The sequence below is a fragment of the Variovorax sp. LjRoot290 genome, from assembly GCF_964253985.1.
Taxonomy (GTDB): Bacteria; Pseudomonadota; Gammaproteobacteria; order Burkholderiales; family Burkholderiaceae_C; genus Variovorax.
Genome location: NZ_CAXURW020000001.1, coordinates 1,164,106 through 1,180,092 on the forward strand (window position 1 = coordinate 1,164,106; position 15,987 = coordinate 1,180,092).

Sequence of the window (15,987 nt, forward strand, 5' to 3'; positions counted from 1 at the left end):
GGGCTTCGGCCTCGGCTTCTTTTCATGTCAGCCTTCGTCCATGCCGGAATTACCTGAAGTCGAAGTGACGCGGCTCGGCTTCGCCGATCGCATTGCCGGCGCGCGCATCGATGCCGTGCGCGTGGGCAAGCCGCTGCGCTGGGCGCTGGCCGTGGAGCCGGCTGAACTGGTGGGACGCACCGTGCGCGCCGTGCGCAGGCGCGGCAAGTACCTGCTGATCGACCTGGATGCCGGCCTCTTGCTGATGCACCTGGGCATGTCGGGCAGCCTGCGTTTCGATGCGGGCCTGCCTGCACCCGGTACACACGACCATTTCGACTTGGTGACCAGTCGCGGCACGCTGCGCCTCAACGACCCGAGGCGCTTCGGCGCAGTGGTCTATGTGCAGGACGAAGCCGCGCCGCTGGCGATCAAGCTGTTGGGCGGCCTGGGAATGGAACCCCTGGGCGAGGCTTTCGATATCGACCGCTTTTACGCCGGGCTGCGGCGGCGCCGGGCGCCGATCAAGCAGGTGTTGCTGGCCGGCGACGTGGTGGTGGGCGTCGGCAACATCTATGCCTCCGAGGCGCTCTTTCTTGCCGGCATCCGCCCGACGATGTCTGCTTCGCGAATCAGCCGGCCGCGCGCCGTGCGCTTGCATGCCGCGGTGCGGGAAATTCTGGCGCGGGCCGTCGAACGTGGCGGCAGCACCTTGCGCGACTTCTCCAATGTCGACGGCCAGAGTGGATACTTCCAGCTGGAAGCAACCGTTTACGGACGTACCGGGGAACCATGCCGCGTGTGCGCGACACCTGTCCGGCAGATGCGCCAAGGCCAGCGATCCACTTATTTCTGTCCAAAATGCCAAAAGCACTGAAAGCCCTACAGACAGATGCGGCGCCAAGCCCCGGTGGGTGCTATATTTTGTAAGCAACTTTTACATCGCCCTTGACACGTTCTTTCAATCAGCAATTCGACCAGCATGGCGCCTGGCGACGCAACTTCGCGCATCGCCTCAAATGGCTGTCGCGCTGGCTGGATGAGAACGAGCTGCTCGATCAGAGCGTGGCCGAGCGGTTGCGCGATCTGGAATCGCAGATGCGCACCAGCAAGGTCATGGTGGCCTTCGTCGCCGAGTTCTCGCGCGGCAAGTCCGAGCTGATCAATGCGATCTTCTTTGCCGCTTACGGGCGCCGCATCATGCCGGCCAGCGCGGGCCGCACGACGATGTGCCCGACCGAACTCGGTTACGACGCTGCCCATCTTCCCTGCCTGCGTCTGTTGCCGATCGAAACCCGGCTCGAGCCGTATTCGCTCTCTCATTGGCGTGACAAGCCCGAGCACTGGACCGAGATCTCGATCGACGTCGAGGATGCCGAGCAGTTGTCGCAGACGATGAACAAGGTGGCTGAAGTCCGATGGGTGCCCAAGGCCGAGGCGCGCTCGCTGGGCTTCTGGAACGACGGTTCCCCCGAGGACAACCCGGTGCCCGACGCCGAGGGGCGCGTCGAAATCCCGCGCTGGCGCCATGCGGTGCTGAACATGCCGCATCCGCTGCTCGAGCAGGGCCTCGTGATTCTGGATACGCCAGGACTCAACGCGATCGGCGCCGAGCCCGAACTGACCGTGAGCCTGATCCCGCAGGCCCACGCCGTGGTCTTCATCTTGGGCGCGGACACCGGCGTGACGCGCTCCGATCTCGCCATCTGGCGCGAGCACCTGATCACCGAAAGCGAGGCGGGCGAAACCCGCATCGTGGTGCTCAACAAGATCGACACCATGTGGGACACCCTCAGCACGCCGGCGCAGATCGACGCGCAGATCCAGCGCCAGCGCAAGGGCGCTGCCGAACTGCTCGGCGTGCCGCTGCCGCAGGTGCTGCCGGTGTCGGCGCAAAAAGGACTGCAGGCCAAGATCCGCCGCGATGTGCCGCTGCTGCAGGCAAGCCGGCTTCCCGCGCTCGAAGCCGTGCTGGGCGAGGGCCTGCTCGGCAAGCGCGAAAAGATGCTGCGGCTCGCCGTCGATGCGGGCATCGCGGCCCTGCAGGCCGAAGCGGCGCGCATCCTCAAGGTTCGCCAGCGCGATCTCTCGGAGCAGGCGCTGGAACTGCAGGGCCTGCGCGGCAAGAACGTGTCGGTCATCCGCCACATGCGAAGCCGCATCGAGCAAGAGCAAACCGAGTTCGAAGGCAGCAACGCGCGCATCCTGGCGCTGCGCTCGGTGCAGGGCAAGCTGTTGCGCGAGGTGTACGCGGTGCTCGGCAGCACCGCGCTCAAGGCCGACATGGGCCGCTTGGCCTCTGCGCTCAAGCGCCCGGGCATCAAGTTCAACGTGCGCAAGGTGTACGGAGAAACCTTCGACTCGTTACGCAACAATCTGCGCGAGGTGCAGGCGACCACGGCCGAGATCCAGTCGATGCTGCACGCCACGTTCCGCCAGCTCAATGCCGAGCACGGCTTTGCGCTGCAGGCGCCGGCGGAGCCCGACCTGCTGGGCTTCGAACAGCAACTGAGCCAGATCGAGCGCAGCCACATCCACTACCTCGGCGTCGGCAACCTGCTCAAGCTCGCGCAGCCGGATTTCTGCGACAAGCTCGTGCGCGCGCTGGCAAGCCGGCTGCGCGTGGTCAACGAAGCGGCCATGACCGAGGTGGAGCGCTGGAGCAAGGGCGCCGGCGCCCAGCTCGATGCGCAGCTCAAGGAGCGCCGCCGCAATTTCACCAAGCGCATCGAGGCGGTCGAGCGCATTCAGGGCGCGGCGGGCAATCTCGATGAGCGCCTCGCCGAGCTCGCTGCCCAGGAAAGCGGTCTTACGGAACTGCACGTGCGACTGCGCGAATTCACCGGCCTGCTCACGAGCAATGAAGCGCCCACTGCCGCTGCGGCGCGCAACGAACTCAGTGCCGCCTAAAGATCCGGAACCAGCGGTGCAGGAGCTGGCGCCCTGCTTCGCCACGCACATCGTCGGCTGGCAACGCAGACATGGGCGCAGCGAGCTGCCATGGCAGAACACGCACGATCCCTATCGCGTCTGGCTTTCCGAGGTCATGCTCCAGCAGACCCAGGTGTCGACCGTGCTGGGCTACTTCGCGCGCTTTCTCGAACGATTTCCGACGGTGCAGGCTCTTGCTGCCGGCACCGAGGACGAGGTCTTCGGCTTGTGGAGCGGCCTGGGTTACTACAGCCGGGCGCGCAACATGCACCGCTGCGCGCAGGAGGTGGTCGAGCGCTTCGGCGGCGCATTTCCGCGCACCGCTGCCGAACTCCAGACTCTGCCCGGTATCGGCCGTTCGACAGCCGCCGCGATTGCTGCCTTCTGCTTTGGCGAGCGGGTCGCCATCCTGGACGGCAACGTGAAGCGGGTGCTTGCGCGGGTGCTGGCTTTCGAGGGCGATCTGTCGTCCGCCATGCAGGAGCGCGCTCTGTGGACCATGGCGGCCGAGCTGCTGCCGCTGGCGACACAGCGGCGTGCCATCGCACGCTATACGCAGGGATTGATGGATCTGGGCGCCACCGTCTGCCTGCCGCGCAAGCCGAGCTGCATGATCTGTCCGGTCAACGAGCTGTGCGCGGCGCGGCGCGAGGGCGAGCCCGAGCGCTTTCCGGTCAAGACGCGCAAGCTCCGGCGCAGCGCCCAGTCGCTGTGGATGCTGCAGGCGCGCGATGTGCACGGCCGCGTGTGGCTCGAGAAGCGTCCCTCGCGCGGCATCTGGGCGGGGCTTTATTGCCTGCCGGTCTACGAGAGCCGGGCCTCGCTGCTGGACGAGCTGGCGCCCGACGACCGCAGGACCGCACGCGACGATGCGGCTTTCGTGCACGTGCTCACGCACAAGGATCTGCACCTGCATCCTGTGTCGGTCGAGTGCGTTGCTGCGCAGCCCCTCAGCGACGCCGGCGCATGGTTCGAGGCCGGCCGGTGGTCGACGCTCGGCCTGCCCGCGCCCGTGCGCAAACTGCTGACGGCTTAGGGCCTGAACAGGCCCTACACGCTGTCGAGCTCGCGATGCCGCTTGAGCGCCGCCCAGCGTGCGCCGAAGCCGCGCGCCAGCTGCTCGACGAGAAAGACCGAGCGGTGCTGGCCGCCGGTGCAGCCGATGGCTACTGTGACGTAGCTGCGATGGTCGCGGGCCAGCGCGTCGAGCCAGCGATCGAGGAACTGTTCGATATCGCCATACATGCGGGCGACATCATCGTGTTCGCGCAGCCAGTCGATCACGGCCGCGTCGCGCCCGGTCAGCGGTCGCAGCGCGGGCACGTAGTGCGGATTGGGAAGCATGCGCACGTCGAACACGTAGTCGGCATCGAGCGGCACGCCGCGCTTGAACGCAAAGGATTCGAACACCAGCGTGAGCGTGCTCTCCGGCGCCGCGATCAGCGCCTTGATGTAGCTCTGCAATTGGGCCGGGCGGATGATGCTGGTGTCGATCACGTCGGCCCCGTCGCGCAGATCGGCCAGCAACTCGCGCTCGAGCTCGATGGCCTGGATCAGCGCTCGCTGCTGCTCGGGGGAATCGGTCCGACCTTCCTGGCGCGACAAGGGATGGCGGCGCCGGGTCTCCGAATAGCGGCGCACCAGCGCATCGGTGGTCGAATCGAGGAAGAGCGAGCGCAGCGATATGCCGTCGCGCCGCAGGCCGTCGAGCTGCTGCGGAACGAGCGGCAACGAAACCCCGCTGCGCACGTCCATCGCGATCGCGACCCGCGGCGTCTGCTGTTGCCGCTGCAGCGCGATGAAGGGCGCAAGCAACTCGGGTGGCAGGTTGTCGACGCAGTAGTAGCCCGCGTCTTCGAGGGCATGCAGCGCGACGGACTTTCCTGAGCCGGACATGCCGGTGATCAGCACGAGTTCCAGGCTCACGACGAGGTCTCCGGCGTCTTCTTGCCGAGCATCTCGCGCGCGTGCGCGAGCGAGGTCTGCGAAACGCGCTCGCCGCCCAGCATGCGTGCGATCTCGCGCGGCCGGGTGTCCTCGTCGAGCACCGAGACACCGCTTTCCGTGCGAATGCCGTCCTGGCTCTTGGCGCTGGTCTGATGCTTGGCGACCAGCAGATGGTGGTCCGCACAGGCGGCGACTTGGGGCAGGTGGGTGACCGCCAGCACCTGGCGGTCGCGGCCCAGTTGCTTCATGAGGCGGCCGACGGTTTCGGCCACGGCGCCGCCGACGCCCGCGTCGACTTCGTCGAAGATCAGCGTCTGTGCCGCGCCGAGCTGGCTGGTCGTGACCGCGATCGCCAGGGCGATGCGCGAGAGTTCACCGCCTGAAGCCACCTTGCCGATGGGGCGCGGCGTGCTGCCGGTGTGGCCGCTCACGAGAAAGGCGATGTCTTCGAGCCCGGCTCGGCCCGGTTCGGCGAGCGGCTCCAGTGCGACTTCGAAACGCCCGCCCTGCATGCCGAGGCCCTGCATGGCCTGCGTCACCGCCTGCGCCAGCCGCGGTGCCGCCTGCTTGCGCGCCTTGCCCAGCGTCTTGGCTTCTTTCATGTAGGCCTGCTGTGCCGTCTGTTCGGCACGCTCGAGGGCTTCGAGGTCGCTTTGCGCGTCCAGGGCTTGCAGCTCGGCCTGCCACCCGGCCAGCAAGGCGGGCAGCTCGGCCGGCGTGCGCTTGTAGCGGCGGGCGAGCGACATCCAGAGTCCCATGCGCTCGTCCAGTTCGGCAAGGCGCTCGGGGTCGGTGTCGGCCTGGCGCAGGTAGCCATGCAGCGAATGCGCAGCGTCTGAGGCTTGCGCCACGCTCGATGCCAGAACCTCGCCCAGCGCCTTGAACTCCGGCTCGATGTGCTCGCAATTCTGCAGCAGCGTGACGGCGCGGCTCAATGCGGCGAGCGCGCCGCTGTCATCGTCTTCCAGGGCGCTGCATGCGCCCTCGGCGGCATCGATGAGCGCCTGCGCGTTGGAGATGCGGGTGTGGCTGGCCGAGAGTTCCTCCCACTCGTCGGCGCCGGGCGCGAGCTTCATCACCTCGCCAACCTGCCACTGCAGTCGTTCTCGCTCGCGCTGCAGCGAGTCTTGCGCCGAGCGCGCCTTGTCGAGCGCAGCGATCGCCTGCCGCCAGTTCTGCCAGGCGCTGTCGAGCGCGGCAGTGCCGACACCGGCATAGGCATCGAGCAGGCCGCGCACGGCTTCGGGCCGGGTGAGGCTCTGCCAGGCGTGCTGGCCGTGGATGTCCAGCAACTGGTCGCCGAGCTCGCGCAGCTGGGTCGCGGTGGCGGGGCTGCCGTTGATCCAGCCGCGGCTGCGCCCCTGGAGGTCGACGGTGCGGCGCAGAAGCAGGACATCGCCCGCTTCGAAGCCACCTTCGTCCAGCCAGGCGGCCAGGGCAGGATCGGTGTCGAACTCCGCGCTCACGTCCAGGCGCTCGGCGCCTTCGCGCACGGCGCCGGCATCGGCACGGTTGCCGAGCGCCAGCTGGAGCGCGTCGATCAGAATCGACTTGCCCGCGCCGGTTTCGCCGGTGAGGACGGTGAAGCCCGTGGAGAGATCGAGTTCGAGCGCGCGCACGATCACGAAGTCGCGCAGGGCGATGCGGCGCAATGCCATGTCAGGAACCTCCTTCGTTCCAGTGCAGCTTCTTGCGCAATGTGTCGAAGTAGCTCCAGCCTTTCGGATGCAGAAAACGCACGCGGTAGTCGGAGCGGCGCACCACGACCTGGTCGCCGATGGCAAGAGAAGCCAGTGATTGCATGTCGAAATTGGCGCTCGCGTCGCGCCCGCCCACCAGCTCGATCAGGACCTCGTCGGCATCCGGCAGCAGGATCGGGCGGTTCGAGAGCGTGTGCGGCGCGATGGGCACCAGCACCCATCCCGGGACCGCGGGATGCAGCAGCGGGCCGCCGGCCGACAGCGCGTAGGCGGTGGAGCCGGTGGGCGAGGCGATGATCATTCCGTCGGCGCGCTGGTTGGCAACGAAATGGCGGCCGACCGAAACACGCAGTTCCACCATGCCCGAGGTGGCGCCGCGATTGACCACCACGTCGTTCATGGCGAGCGCATCGAACACCGACACGCCGTCGCGCATCACCTGGGCGTGCATGAGGCTGCGGTGGTCTTCCTCGTATTCGCCGGCCAGCATCGGGATCAGGGTCGCCTGGTAGTTGTCGAGGGAAATGTCGGTGATGAAGCCGAGCCGGCCGCGGTTGATGCCGATCAGCGGAACGCCGTAGCACGCCAGCTGGCGCCCGATGCCGAGCATGGTTCCGTCGCCGCCGACCACCAGGCCCAGATCGCATCGCTGGCCGATCTCTTCGACAGTCAGCGCGGGGTAGCGGGTCTGGCCGCACTCGCCGTCGCGCGGCTGTTCGACAAAGACCTCGCAGCCTTGCGCTTCCAGGAAGGCGCCGATGCCCTCCATGACCTCGTCCAGCGCGCCGGCCTGCGCCCGCGCGCCCGAAGCCTGGTATTTACCTATCAGGGCGACGCGCCGAAAGCTGGATGTCATGTACAAATTACAACATTAAAATCAGTCGATGCTGGACGATCGCGCCAAGTTGCTTCTCAAGACGCTGGTCGAGCGCTATATCGCCGAGGGCCAGCCGGTGGGCTCGCGCACGCTTTCTCGGGCTTCGGGGCTGGAGCTTTCGCCTGCGACCATCCGCAACGTGATGTCCGACCTCGAAGGGCTCGGGCTGATCGCCAGTCCGCACACCTCAGCAGGCCGCATTCCGACTGCGCGCGGCTATCGGCTTTTCGTCGACACCATGCTGACTGCCCAGCGCGAGCAGTTCACGCCGCCGAGCCTCGCGCCCGACCAGCCGCAAAAGGTGATCGCGAACGCGGCGAACCTGCTGTCGAACCTGTCGCAGTTCGTTGGCGTGGTGATGGCGCCGCGCCGCGCATCCGTTTTTCGTCAGATCGAGTTCCTTCGCCTTTCCGACCGCCGCCTGCTCGTGATCATCGTGTCGCCCGACGGCGATGTGCAGAACCGGGTGATCTTCCCCGAGGTCGACTATTCGCAGTCGCAACTGGTTGAGGCATCGAACTACATCAACACGCACTTTGCGGGTCTGTCGATCGAGCAGGTGCGCGATCGGCTTCAGTCCGAGATGGAGCAATTGCGCGGCGAGATCGCTGCGTTGATGCAGGCCGCTGTCCAGGTGAGTTCCGAGGTGCTGACGGAAGCCCAGGACGAAGTCGTGATCGCGGGCGAGCGGAATCTGCTGGCCGTCACCGATTTCTCCAGCGACATGAGCCACCTGCGTCGTGCGTTCGAGCTGTTCGAGCAGAAGGCCCAACTGATGCGCCTGCTCGACGTGTCGAGCAAGGCGGACGGCGTGCGCATCTTCATCGGCGGGGAAAGCCAGGTGGTGCCCTTCGACGATCTGTCGATCGTGAGCGCGAACTACGAGGTCGACGGCGAGGTGGTGGGTACGCTTGGCGTCATCGGTCCGACGCGCATGCCCTATGAGCGCATGATCCAGATCGTCGACATCACGTCGCGGCTGGTCACCAATGCGCTGAGCCACCGCAAATAGCGGCGCCCGGCGCCCACTAGAATCCCTGATGTGCGGGCCGTTAGCTCAGCTGGTTAGAGCAGCGGACTCATAATCCGTTGGTCGATGGTTCAAGCCCATCACGGCCTACCACCACGCCTTGTCGCCCTCAGTCGCGGGCCAACTCCTCAGGCCTTTGCCTGTGTCTCGATCCGGCGACCTGGATCCAGGGCATAGAGGACCGCTTTCTCGTCCTGGCCCTTGGTGGATGCGTCCCCGAGCGGCATTTGTGCCGAGCCGTAGAGCTCGCGCTCCAGTCTTTTGGCGCGTTCGGAATACATCCGGGCCAAGGCCCCGTGATGTTCGGCAGCAGCCTGATGCTCGATACGCGCGAGATGGGCTTCTTCGAGAAGCGCCATGACTCGCCTGAGGTGGCCGTTTCGATTGGGCTGGAAAAAGCTGAACATCGGGACCTCCATCCAATAAACCAATGGAAGCCGTTTTTAGCGCCAGTCGGCCAAGTGGCGCTGTAGGTGCAGTGCCCATGTGGTCGAAATGTCATGATTTAGTTCACATTTCTGCCAAGACTTTGATGCACAACTGACTCGACGTAGACTCACAGGCGGTTGATCGACGGCTCAAGTCAAACACGATCTACTGCTCTCTTTCTTTCGCTGCCCAGCGATGGGGTGTTGCGAGGATGCTATAATCGCAAGCTGTGCGGCTGTAGCTCAGTTGGATAGAGTACTTGGCTACGAACCAAGGGGTCGTGGGTTCAATTCCTGCCAGCCGCACCATCATCAGGAAAGCCCGCAACGAAAGTTGCGGGCTTTTTTCATTGGAGCTTTCTGCGATGAGCAAGGCATTCACCAAAGAAAACGATGCAGGCGATGATGACGACGGTACGGCCGGCGCCGCGCCGCCTCTCCCCGCCGGGAGCAAGAACTACATCACCCCGCAGGGCTACGCGCGCCTGCGTGCCGAGCTGCTCGAACTGATGGATGTCGAGCGGCCCAAGGTCGTGGAGGCCGTGCACTGGGCGGCCAAGAACGGCGATCGCTCGGAGAACGGCGACTACCTCTACGGAAAGAAGCGGCTGCGCGAGATCGACCGGCGGATCCGCTTTCTCACCAAGCGGCTCGAGGTGGCGGAGGTGACGGACCCTTCGGTCCATCATGGCCGCGACCAGGTCTTCTTCGGCGCCACCGTGCGCTACGCCGACGAGACCGGCGAGGAGCGCGTCGTGACCATCTTGGGCATCGATGAAGCCGAAAGCGCGCAAGCGCAGGTCAGCTGGATTTCTCCGATTGCCAGGGCACTGCTGAAGTCGCGGGAGGGGGATGTGGTCAAGCTTGCGACACCGGGCGGCGTGCACGAGATCGAGATATTGGCGGTGAGCTATCCGCCGCCCGCTGCAGCTTAAGGGGCCGGCACTGTCCGTGCGGCCGCGAGCACGGATGGCGTACGCCGCGCGGCCCGCAGCACGGCCTCGAGATGCGTGCGGTCGCGCACTGCGATCACGAAACGCAGATCGGTGGAGTCCTGCGGAGTTTCGTCGGCCATCTCCACGTGGGTGATGTCGGCCTCCGCGTCCGCCAGCGTTGCGGCGACGCGTGCGAGCACACCTTTGTCGTTGCGCACCGTGATGACGACGCCTGTCTCGAAGGTCCGGACCGGGTCGTCGGCCCATTCCACGGCAAAGAAACGTTCGCTGTCCTTGTGGCGCAAACGTTGGCCAACCCCGCACGCTTCGGTGTGCACGACCAAGCCTTCGCCATGGCCGAGGTAGCCCATGATCGGGTCGTCCGGAATGGGGCGGCAGCAGAGCGCGAAGCGGACCGAGGAGTTCTCGCTGCCGTCCAGCGTGACAGCCCCTTGCGAGACGGCTTCGTGCGCGGTGAAGCGCTCGCGGCTCAGCATCAGCGCATCGGGCTTCTCGCCGCGTTCTGCCAGGAGCGCCATGAGCCGCTTCGCAACGATGCTGGCGATGCGCTTGCCGAGACCGATGTCGGTCAGCAACTCCGAACGCGTGCGGTTGCCGGTGAATCGCAGCAGCTTTTCCCAGATCTGCTGGTGCTCCTCGTCATCGTCGGGCAGGTTGCCGAGGCCCTCGGCGCGCAACGCCTGGGCCAGGAGCTTTTCGCCCAGGCCTTCGGATTCGGCATGCGCCAGAGTCTTGAGGTAGTGGCGGATCTTGGAGCGGGCCCGTCCGGTTCGCACGAAGCCGAGCCACGCGGGATTTGGCGTCGACACGGGCGCCGTGATCACCTCGACCACGTCGCCATTCTTTAGCTCGGTGCGCAGCGGAACCTGGTCGCCGTTGATGCGCGCGGCTGAAGTGTGGTCGCCGATGTTGCTGTGGATCGCATAGGCGAAATCGACCACCGTCGCGCCACGGGGCAGCGCCAGGATCTGGCTCTTGGGCGTGAACACGTAGACCGCGTCGGGAAACAGGTCGACCTTGACGTGATCCCAGAATTCGGCCGCATCGCGCGTTTCATCCTGGATGTCGAGCAGCGACTGGAGCCACTTGGCGCCCAGACGATCGCTGGTCGCCGCGCTGGGCTCGGCCGCCTTGTAGAGCCAGTGAGCTGCCACGCCGGACTCGGCCACCACGTGCATGGCCTCGGTGCGCAGCTGGAATTCGACGTTGACGCCGGCCGGGCCGACCAGCGTGGTGTGCAGCGACTGGTAGCCGTTGAGCTTGGCGATCGCGATGTGGTCCTTGAACTTGCCGGGCAGGGGCTTGTACATCTGGTGCAGGATGCCGAGCCCGGTGTAGCAAGCGATCACCGTCGGCACGATCAGGCGGAAGCCGTAGATGTCGGTCACCTGGGCAAAGCTCAAATGCTTTTCTTCCATCTTGCGGTAGATGGAATAGAGCGTCTTCTCGCGGCCGGCCATCCGCACGCTCATGCCAGCTGCCGCGAAGGCAGTTTCGAGTTCCTGCTGCACCTTCTGAATCAGGTCGCGGCGTCGGCCGCGGGCCTTGGTGACCGCTTTTGCGAGGATCGCATAGCGCCAGGGCCTGAGATGGCGGAACGACAGATCCTGCAGTTCCCTGTAGGTCTGGTTGAGCCCGAGCCGGTGCGCGATGGGCGCGTAGATTTCGATCGTCTCACGCGAGATCCGGGCCCATTTCTCGCGCGGCGCATCGTCGAGCGTGCGCATGTTGTGCGTCCGGTCCGCCAGCTTGACGAGAATCACCCGCACATCGCGCGCCATGGCGAGCAGCATCTTGCGGAAGGACTCGGCCTGGTTCTCCTCGCGCGTGTTGAAGCGGAGCTTGTCCAGCTTGGTGAGGCCGTCGACGAGCTCTGCGACCGGTGCACCGAAGCGCTCGATCAGCTCCGACTTGGTCACGCCACAATCCTCGATGGCATCGTGCAGCAGGGCGGCCATCAGGGCCTGCGCATCGAGCTTCCATTCGGCGCATTGCGCCGCCACCGCGATAGGATGCGTGATGTAGGGTTCGCCGCTGTTGCGCAGCTGTCCCAAGTGCGCCTCATCGGCGAAGCGGTAGGCGCGGCGCACCTGTTCGACGTCTTCGACGCTCAGGTAGTCGAGCCGGTCGGTCAGCGCAGCGAAGCTGGCGGCAGCCGCGTTCAACGCCGCCGGACTCGGCCGTGGCGTGCCTCGGGGGGCATCGGACTGGGACTTGACAACCACGCTCATGGCTTCCACTTTAGCGTGGCAGTCGATTCGACGCGTCCAGGCATAAAAAAAGCACCGCAAGGCGGTGCTCTTTGTTGCAAGCGTGCGTCAACTCAGCCGGGCACTTTCTTGAGCATCTCGATCCCGATCTTGCCCTCTGCGATCTCGCGCAGGGCAGTGACACCGGGCTTGTTCTTGCTCTCGATCTTCGGCGCGTGGCCCTGGCTCAGCATGCGCGCACGGTAGGTGGCTGCCAGCACCAGCTGGAAGCGGTTCGGAATGTGTTGCAGGCAGTCTTCGACGGTGATGCGGGCCATGAGGATCTTTCGACGTACAGGTGATCGGGATCAGGGAATGTTCAGCGCGGCAAAAGTGTCGGCACGCGCGCGGCGCTGTGCCGAATACCGGAGCCGCTGAGCGTGGACAATCGCCTTGAGGTCAAAAAGTGCGCGCTCAAATAACTCGTTGATTATAACGAAGTCGAATTCGTTTGCGCGTGCCATCTCCTCGGCGGCGTTCTGCAGCCTCAGCTCGATGACCGCGGCGCTGTCCTCCCCGCGCCGTTCGAGCCGGGACCGCAGTTCCTCCCAACTCGGCGGCAGGATGAAGATCGTCACCGCGTTGGCAAAGGTTTTTCGGATCTGGAGCGCGCCCTGGAAGTCGATTTCGAGGATGACGTCCGCGCCTTGGGCGATCCGCTCTTCGATTGCCTTCTTCGAGGTGCCGTAGCGCTGGCCGTGAACGTGCGCCCATTCGACGAAGGCATCGGAGGCGACCATCGCGTCGAACTCCGAGTGCGAAGCGAAAAAGTACTCGCGACCATGCTTTTCCTGGCCGCGCGGGGGGCGGGTGGTGTGCGACACCGATGGCTGCACGGCGGAATCGAGCTCCATCAGGGCCTTGACCAGGCTTGATTTGCCGGCGCCGCTCGGCGCTGCGACCACGAAAATGTTGCCGGGGTAATCCATTCGCTCGTTCTCTGCTTATTCGATGTTCTGGACCTGCTCGCGCATCTGCTCGATCAGCACCTTCATGTCGACGCCGATCCGGGTGAGTTCGAGCGTCGCCGATTTGGAGCCCAGGGTGTTGGCCTCGCGATGCAGTTCCTGGATCAGGAAATCGAGGCGCTTGCCGATCTCGCCGCCCTTCTTGACCAGCCGCTCGATCTCTTCGAGGTGCGAGTTAAGGCGCGTCAGCTCCTCGGCGACATCAATGCGGATCGCAAAGGCCGTGGCTTCGGTCATGGCGCGATCCTGCGCCGCTTCCGGTGGCGTGCCGCCGGCGGCGAGGCCCATGGCCTCCTGCCAGCGCTCGAGAAAGCGGGTGCGCTGCTGCTCGACGAGCTGGGGCACCAGCGGCAGCGCCTGCTCGACCAGCTTGCGCAGCTGGGCAAGGTGATCCTGCAGCATCCGCGCAAGCCGGGCGCCTTCGCGCTCGCGCGCCGAAACAAGCGCCTTGAGCGTCTTCTCCGCCACCTCGGACAGCTCAGGCCCCAAGTCACCCTTCGCCTGTGTGTCGCCGGCCGCCAGGCGCAGCACGTCCGCCACGCTGAGTTCCCGGGCAGCCGGCAGCCAGGACTTGATGTTGTCCTGTACGCCGTTGAGCCGCTGGAGCAACTTGGGCGAGGGTTCGCCGATGCCCGCGGTACCGCCGCCTTCGATCGAGGCGCGCAGCTCGACCTTGCCGCGCTTGAGCTGCCCCGTCAGCAGTTCGCGCAAGGCCGGCTCGTGCTGGCGCAACTCCTCGGGCAATTTGAAAGTGAGGTCGAGAAAACGGCTGTTGACCGAGCGAATCTCGACCCCGAGCCGGCCCGCGCCATGGGGCCGCGGCTCGGTGTCGGCGTGGCTGCCCGCGGGGCCGTTCTGGCCGCTGGCATAGCCGGTCATGCTGTAAACTGGCATTGCGCCTCGCTGTGAAATTGTGTGTACGCACCGAGACGACGGCACGGCGTTCGCTTGCCGCACCATCGCCTTCGGGCGAAACTCCCGGATTATGTCAAAGGTCAAACCTTCGCCCCTGTTGCCTGACACGGTCATCGGCGGTTATCGCGTCGTGCGTCGGCTTTCTGCCGGTGGTTTCGGCGTCGTCTACCTCTCCGTCGACCAAAGTGGCCAGCAGGTGGCCATCAAGGAATACCTTCCTTCCTCCCTGGCAACCCGGGGCACCGGCGAGCTTGCGCCCCAGGTGCCGCCCGAAAAGCTGTCGCTCTACCGGCTGGGGCTGAAGAGCTTTTTCGAGGAAGGGCGTTCGCTCGCGCAGATCTCGCATGCCTCGGTGGTCAGCGTGCTCAACTTCTTCCGCGAGAACGAAACCGTCTACATGGTCATGAACTACCTGGAGGGCGCCACCCTGCAGGATTTCATCGTGACCGCGCGGGACCTCAAGAAACAGAAGGTCTTCCGTGAGTCCACCATCCGTTCGCTGTTCGACGAGATCCTGCGCGGCCTGCGCATCGTGCACCAGCACAAGATGCTTCACCTGGACATCAAGCCGGCCAACATCTTCGTGACCGACGACGATCGCGCGGTGATGATCGATTTCGGCGCCGCGCGCGAAGTGCTCTCCAAGGAAGGCAACTTCATCCGCCCGATGTACACGCCCGGCTTCGCGGCGCCAGAGATGTACCGCCGCGATTCGTCGATGGGCCCCTGGACCGACATCTACGCCATCGGCGCCTGCATCTATGCCTGCATGCAGGGCTATCCCCCGAACGACGCCCCGCAGCGCATCGAGAAAGACCGGCTCGGCCTGTCGCTCTCGCGCCTGCGCGGCATCTACTCCGACAACCTGATCGAAGTGGTCGAGTGGTGCATGTCGCTCGACCCGCTCTCGCGTCCGCAGTCGGTCTTCGCGCTGCAGAAGGAGCTGAGCCGCGAAGGCGAGCGCCGCTACACCAAGCTCACGGTGAGCGAGAAGGTCCGGCTGTCGATCGACAACATGCGGTCCTTCGAAAAGAAGGGGTTGCCGAAGGCGGCAGCGCCGACGACACGTCCGGCATGAAATTCTCCGTCTTCCAGGTCAGCCGCAAGGGTGGCCGTCTCAAGAACGAAGACCGCATGGGCTACTGCTACACGCGCGAATCGGGCCTCTTCGTGCTGGCGGACGGCATGGGCGGGCATCCCGAAGGCGAGGTGGCGGCCCAGCTGGCGCTGCAGACCATCGCGGCGCTGTACCAGCGCGAGGCGCGACCGATCGTCAAGGACGTCAAGGCATTCCTGACTGCGTCGGTGATGGCCGCGCACCAGCAGATCATGCGCTACGCAGGCAACAAGGGCATGCTCGACACCCCGCGCACGACGGTGGTTGCCGCCGTTCTGCAGGGGACCACCGCCACCTGGATCCATTGCGGCGACTCGCGGCTCTACGTGGTGCGCGACGGCGAGCTGCTGACCCGCACGCGCGACCACTCCCACGCCGAGCGGCCGCGCGCCAACGCCGGGGCCGAGATCGTCAACCGCAACCTGCTGCTGACCTGCCTGGGTTCCCCGACCACGCCGCTGTTCGACATCTCGGCGCCGCTGCAGCTCCAGCGCGGCGACCGCATCATGCTGTGCTCCGACGGCCTCTGGGGCGTGCTGGACGAAGCCCTGATCGTGCACACGCTCTCCTCCGGCAAGCCCGTCTCCGATGCGGCGCCCGACCTGGCCGAGATGGCACTGCGCAACGGCGGCACCCACAGCGACAACGTGACGCTGATCGCGCTCGAGTGGGAGATGCCCGAGGCGACGGGCCAGGCACGCGGCGTGTCGACCGACAGCATCAGCGACGGCGTGTTCGCCTCGACCATCCAGGCCGGCATGCCCTCCGACAGCGAACTCGACGACCTCGACGAGGACGCGATCGAACGCTCGATTGCCGAAATCAACGAGGCGATACGACGCTCCGCTGCGCGCAAAGCCTGATTTTTCTTCCTTCTTTTTTCGCTCCAC

At 65.6% G+C, this 15,987-nt stretch carries 15 protein-coding genes and 2 tRNA genes; 9 read left to right on the plus strand and 8 right to left on the minus strand.

Annotated elements, in window-relative coordinates; translation table 11 throughout:
* Nucleotides 1–40: 40 nt before the first annotated feature.
* The 3 genes from mutM (at nucleotide 41) to mutY (ending at nucleotide 3,946) form a co-directional block, all read left to right on the plus strand.
* Nucleotides 41–856, plus strand: coding sequence for a bifunctional DNA-formamidopyrimidine glycosylase/DNA-(apurinic or apyrimidinic site) lyase (mutM, locus tag ACSQ9A_RS05900; protein ID WP_093109027.1), 816 nt, complete (start codon nucleotides 41–43; stop codon nucleotides 854–856).
* A 71-nt stretch (nucleotides 857–927) separates the two neighbouring features.
* Nucleotides 928–2,889: a dynamin family protein gene (locus ACSQ9A_RS05905; protein ID WP_436303000.1), complete on the plus strand. Its 1,962-nt coding sequence runs from the start codon at nucleotides 928–930 to the stop codon at nucleotides 2,887–2,889.
* Between the two features lie 25 nt (nucleotides 2,890–2,914).
* Complete coding sequence (mutY, locus tag ACSQ9A_RS05910; RefSeq protein ID WP_436306262.1) at nucleotides 2,915–3,946, plus strand: A/G-specific adenine glycosylase; 1,032 nt, start codon at nucleotides 2,915–2,917, stop codon at nucleotides 3,944–3,946.
* Nucleotides 3,947–3,960: 14 nt separating this feature from the next.
* Here mutY and rapZ read toward each other — a convergent pair whose 3' ends face one another.
* Genes rapZ through ACSQ9A_RS05925 form a run of 3 tightly spaced genes read right to left on the minus strand, consistent with a single transcriptional unit; the run spans nucleotide 3,961 to nucleotide 7,413 of the window.
* Nucleotides 3,961–4,836, minus strand: a complete 876-nt coding sequence (rapZ, locus tag ACSQ9A_RS05915) for an RNase adapter RapZ (RefSeq protein ID WP_436303001.1) — start codon at nucleotides 4,834–4,836, stop codon at nucleotides 3,961–3,963.
* Entirely contained in the window at nucleotides 4,833–6,515 is a 1,683-nt protein-coding gene (gene recN / locus ACSQ9A_RS05920; protein WP_093109023.1) for a DNA repair protein RecN, read from the minus strand. The genes rapZ and recN overlap by 4 nt, the downstream gene beginning before the upstream one ends.
* 1 nt (nucleotide 6,516) lies before the next feature.
* A complete protein-coding gene (locus ACSQ9A_RS05925) occupies nucleotides 6,517–7,413 on the minus strand; it encodes an NAD kinase (RefSeq protein ID WP_093109022.1) in 897 nt (298 codons plus the stop codon).
* A 28-nt stretch (nucleotides 7,414–7,441) separates the two neighbouring features.
* Here ACSQ9A_RS05925 and hrcA point away from each other — a divergent pair, with 28 nt between their 5' ends.
* Together hrcA and ACSQ9A_RS05935 are read left to right on the plus strand one after the other, a co-directional pair.
* Nucleotides 7,442–8,446 (plus strand): heat-inducible transcriptional repressor HrcA, encoded by a 1,005-nt coding sequence (hrcA, locus tag ACSQ9A_RS05930; protein WP_093109021.1) that lies wholly within the window; start codon nucleotides 7,442–7,444, stop codon nucleotides 8,444–8,446.
* 34 nt (nucleotides 8,447–8,480) lie between these two features.
* Nucleotides 8,481–8,557, plus strand: a tRNA-Ile gene (locus tag ACSQ9A_RS05935).
* A gap of 35 nt (nucleotides 8,558–8,592) precedes the next feature.
* Here the strand turns inward: ACSQ9A_RS05935 and ACSQ9A_RS05940 are convergent.
* On the minus strand, nucleotides 8,593–8,871 hold the full coding sequence (locus tag ACSQ9A_RS05940) for a hypothetical protein (RefSeq protein ID WP_093109020.1): 279 nt from the start codon (nucleotides 8,869–8,871) through the stop codon (nucleotides 8,593–8,595).
* 253 nt (nucleotides 8,872–9,124) lie between these two features.
* Between ACSQ9A_RS05940 and ACSQ9A_RS05945 the strand changes: the two genes are divergently transcribed.
* A tRNA-Arg gene (locus ACSQ9A_RS05945) sits at nucleotides 9,125–9,201 on the plus strand.
* Between the two features lie 56 nt (nucleotides 9,202–9,257).
* A complete protein-coding gene (gene greB / locus ACSQ9A_RS05950) occupies nucleotides 9,258–9,827 on the plus strand; it encodes a transcription elongation factor GreB (RefSeq protein WP_436303002.1) in 570 nt (189 codons plus the stop codon).
* Here greB and ACSQ9A_RS05955 read toward each other — a convergent pair.
* The 4 genes from ACSQ9A_RS05955 to ACSQ9A_RS05970 all read right to left on the minus strand — a co-directional run bounded on the left by ACSQ9A_RS05955 (nucleotide 9,824) and on the right by ACSQ9A_RS05970 (nucleotide 13,959).
* On the minus strand, nucleotides 9,824–12,079 hold the full coding sequence (locus ACSQ9A_RS05955) for a RelA/SpoT family protein (protein ID WP_436293905.1): 2,256 nt from the start codon (nucleotides 12,077–12,079) through the stop codon (nucleotides 9,824–9,826). The two genes, greB and ACSQ9A_RS05955, sit on opposite strands and share 4 nt — an antisense overlap.
* 92 nt (nucleotides 12,080–12,171) lie before the next feature.
* Nucleotides 12,172–12,375, minus strand: coding sequence for a DNA-directed RNA polymerase subunit omega (rpoZ, locus tag ACSQ9A_RS05960; protein WP_093109017.1), 204 nt, complete (start codon nucleotides 12,373–12,375; stop codon nucleotides 12,172–12,174).
* Between the two features lie 30 nt (nucleotides 12,376–12,405).
* Nucleotides 12,406–13,026, minus strand: coding sequence for a guanylate kinase (gene gmk / locus ACSQ9A_RS05965; RefSeq protein WP_093109016.1), 621 nt, complete (start codon nucleotides 13,024–13,026; stop codon nucleotides 12,406–12,408).
* Nucleotides 13,027–13,041: 15 nt separating this feature from the next.
* Nucleotides 13,042–13,959, minus strand: coding sequence for a YicC/YloC family endoribonuclease (locus ACSQ9A_RS05970; RefSeq protein WP_093109015.1), 918 nt, complete (start codon nucleotides 13,957–13,959; stop codon nucleotides 13,042–13,044).
* Nucleotides 13,960–14,050: 91 nt separating this feature from the next.
* On the opposite strand from ACSQ9A_RS05970, the gene ACSQ9A_RS05975 reads away from it, so the two are divergent.
* Nucleotides 14,051–15,058, plus strand: a complete 1,008-nt coding sequence (locus ACSQ9A_RS05975) for a serine/threonine protein kinase (protein WP_093109014.1) — start codon at nucleotides 14,051–14,053, stop codon at nucleotides 15,056–15,058.
* Nucleotides 15,055–15,960 (plus strand): PP2C family protein-serine/threonine phosphatase, encoded by a 906-nt coding sequence (locus tag ACSQ9A_RS05980; RefSeq protein ID WP_093109013.1) that lies wholly within the window; start codon nucleotides 15,055–15,057, stop codon nucleotides 15,958–15,960. Before ACSQ9A_RS05975 ends, ACSQ9A_RS05980 begins: the two co-directional genes overlap by 4 nt.
* The last annotated feature ends 27 nt before the right edge of the window (nucleotides 15,961–15,987 follow it).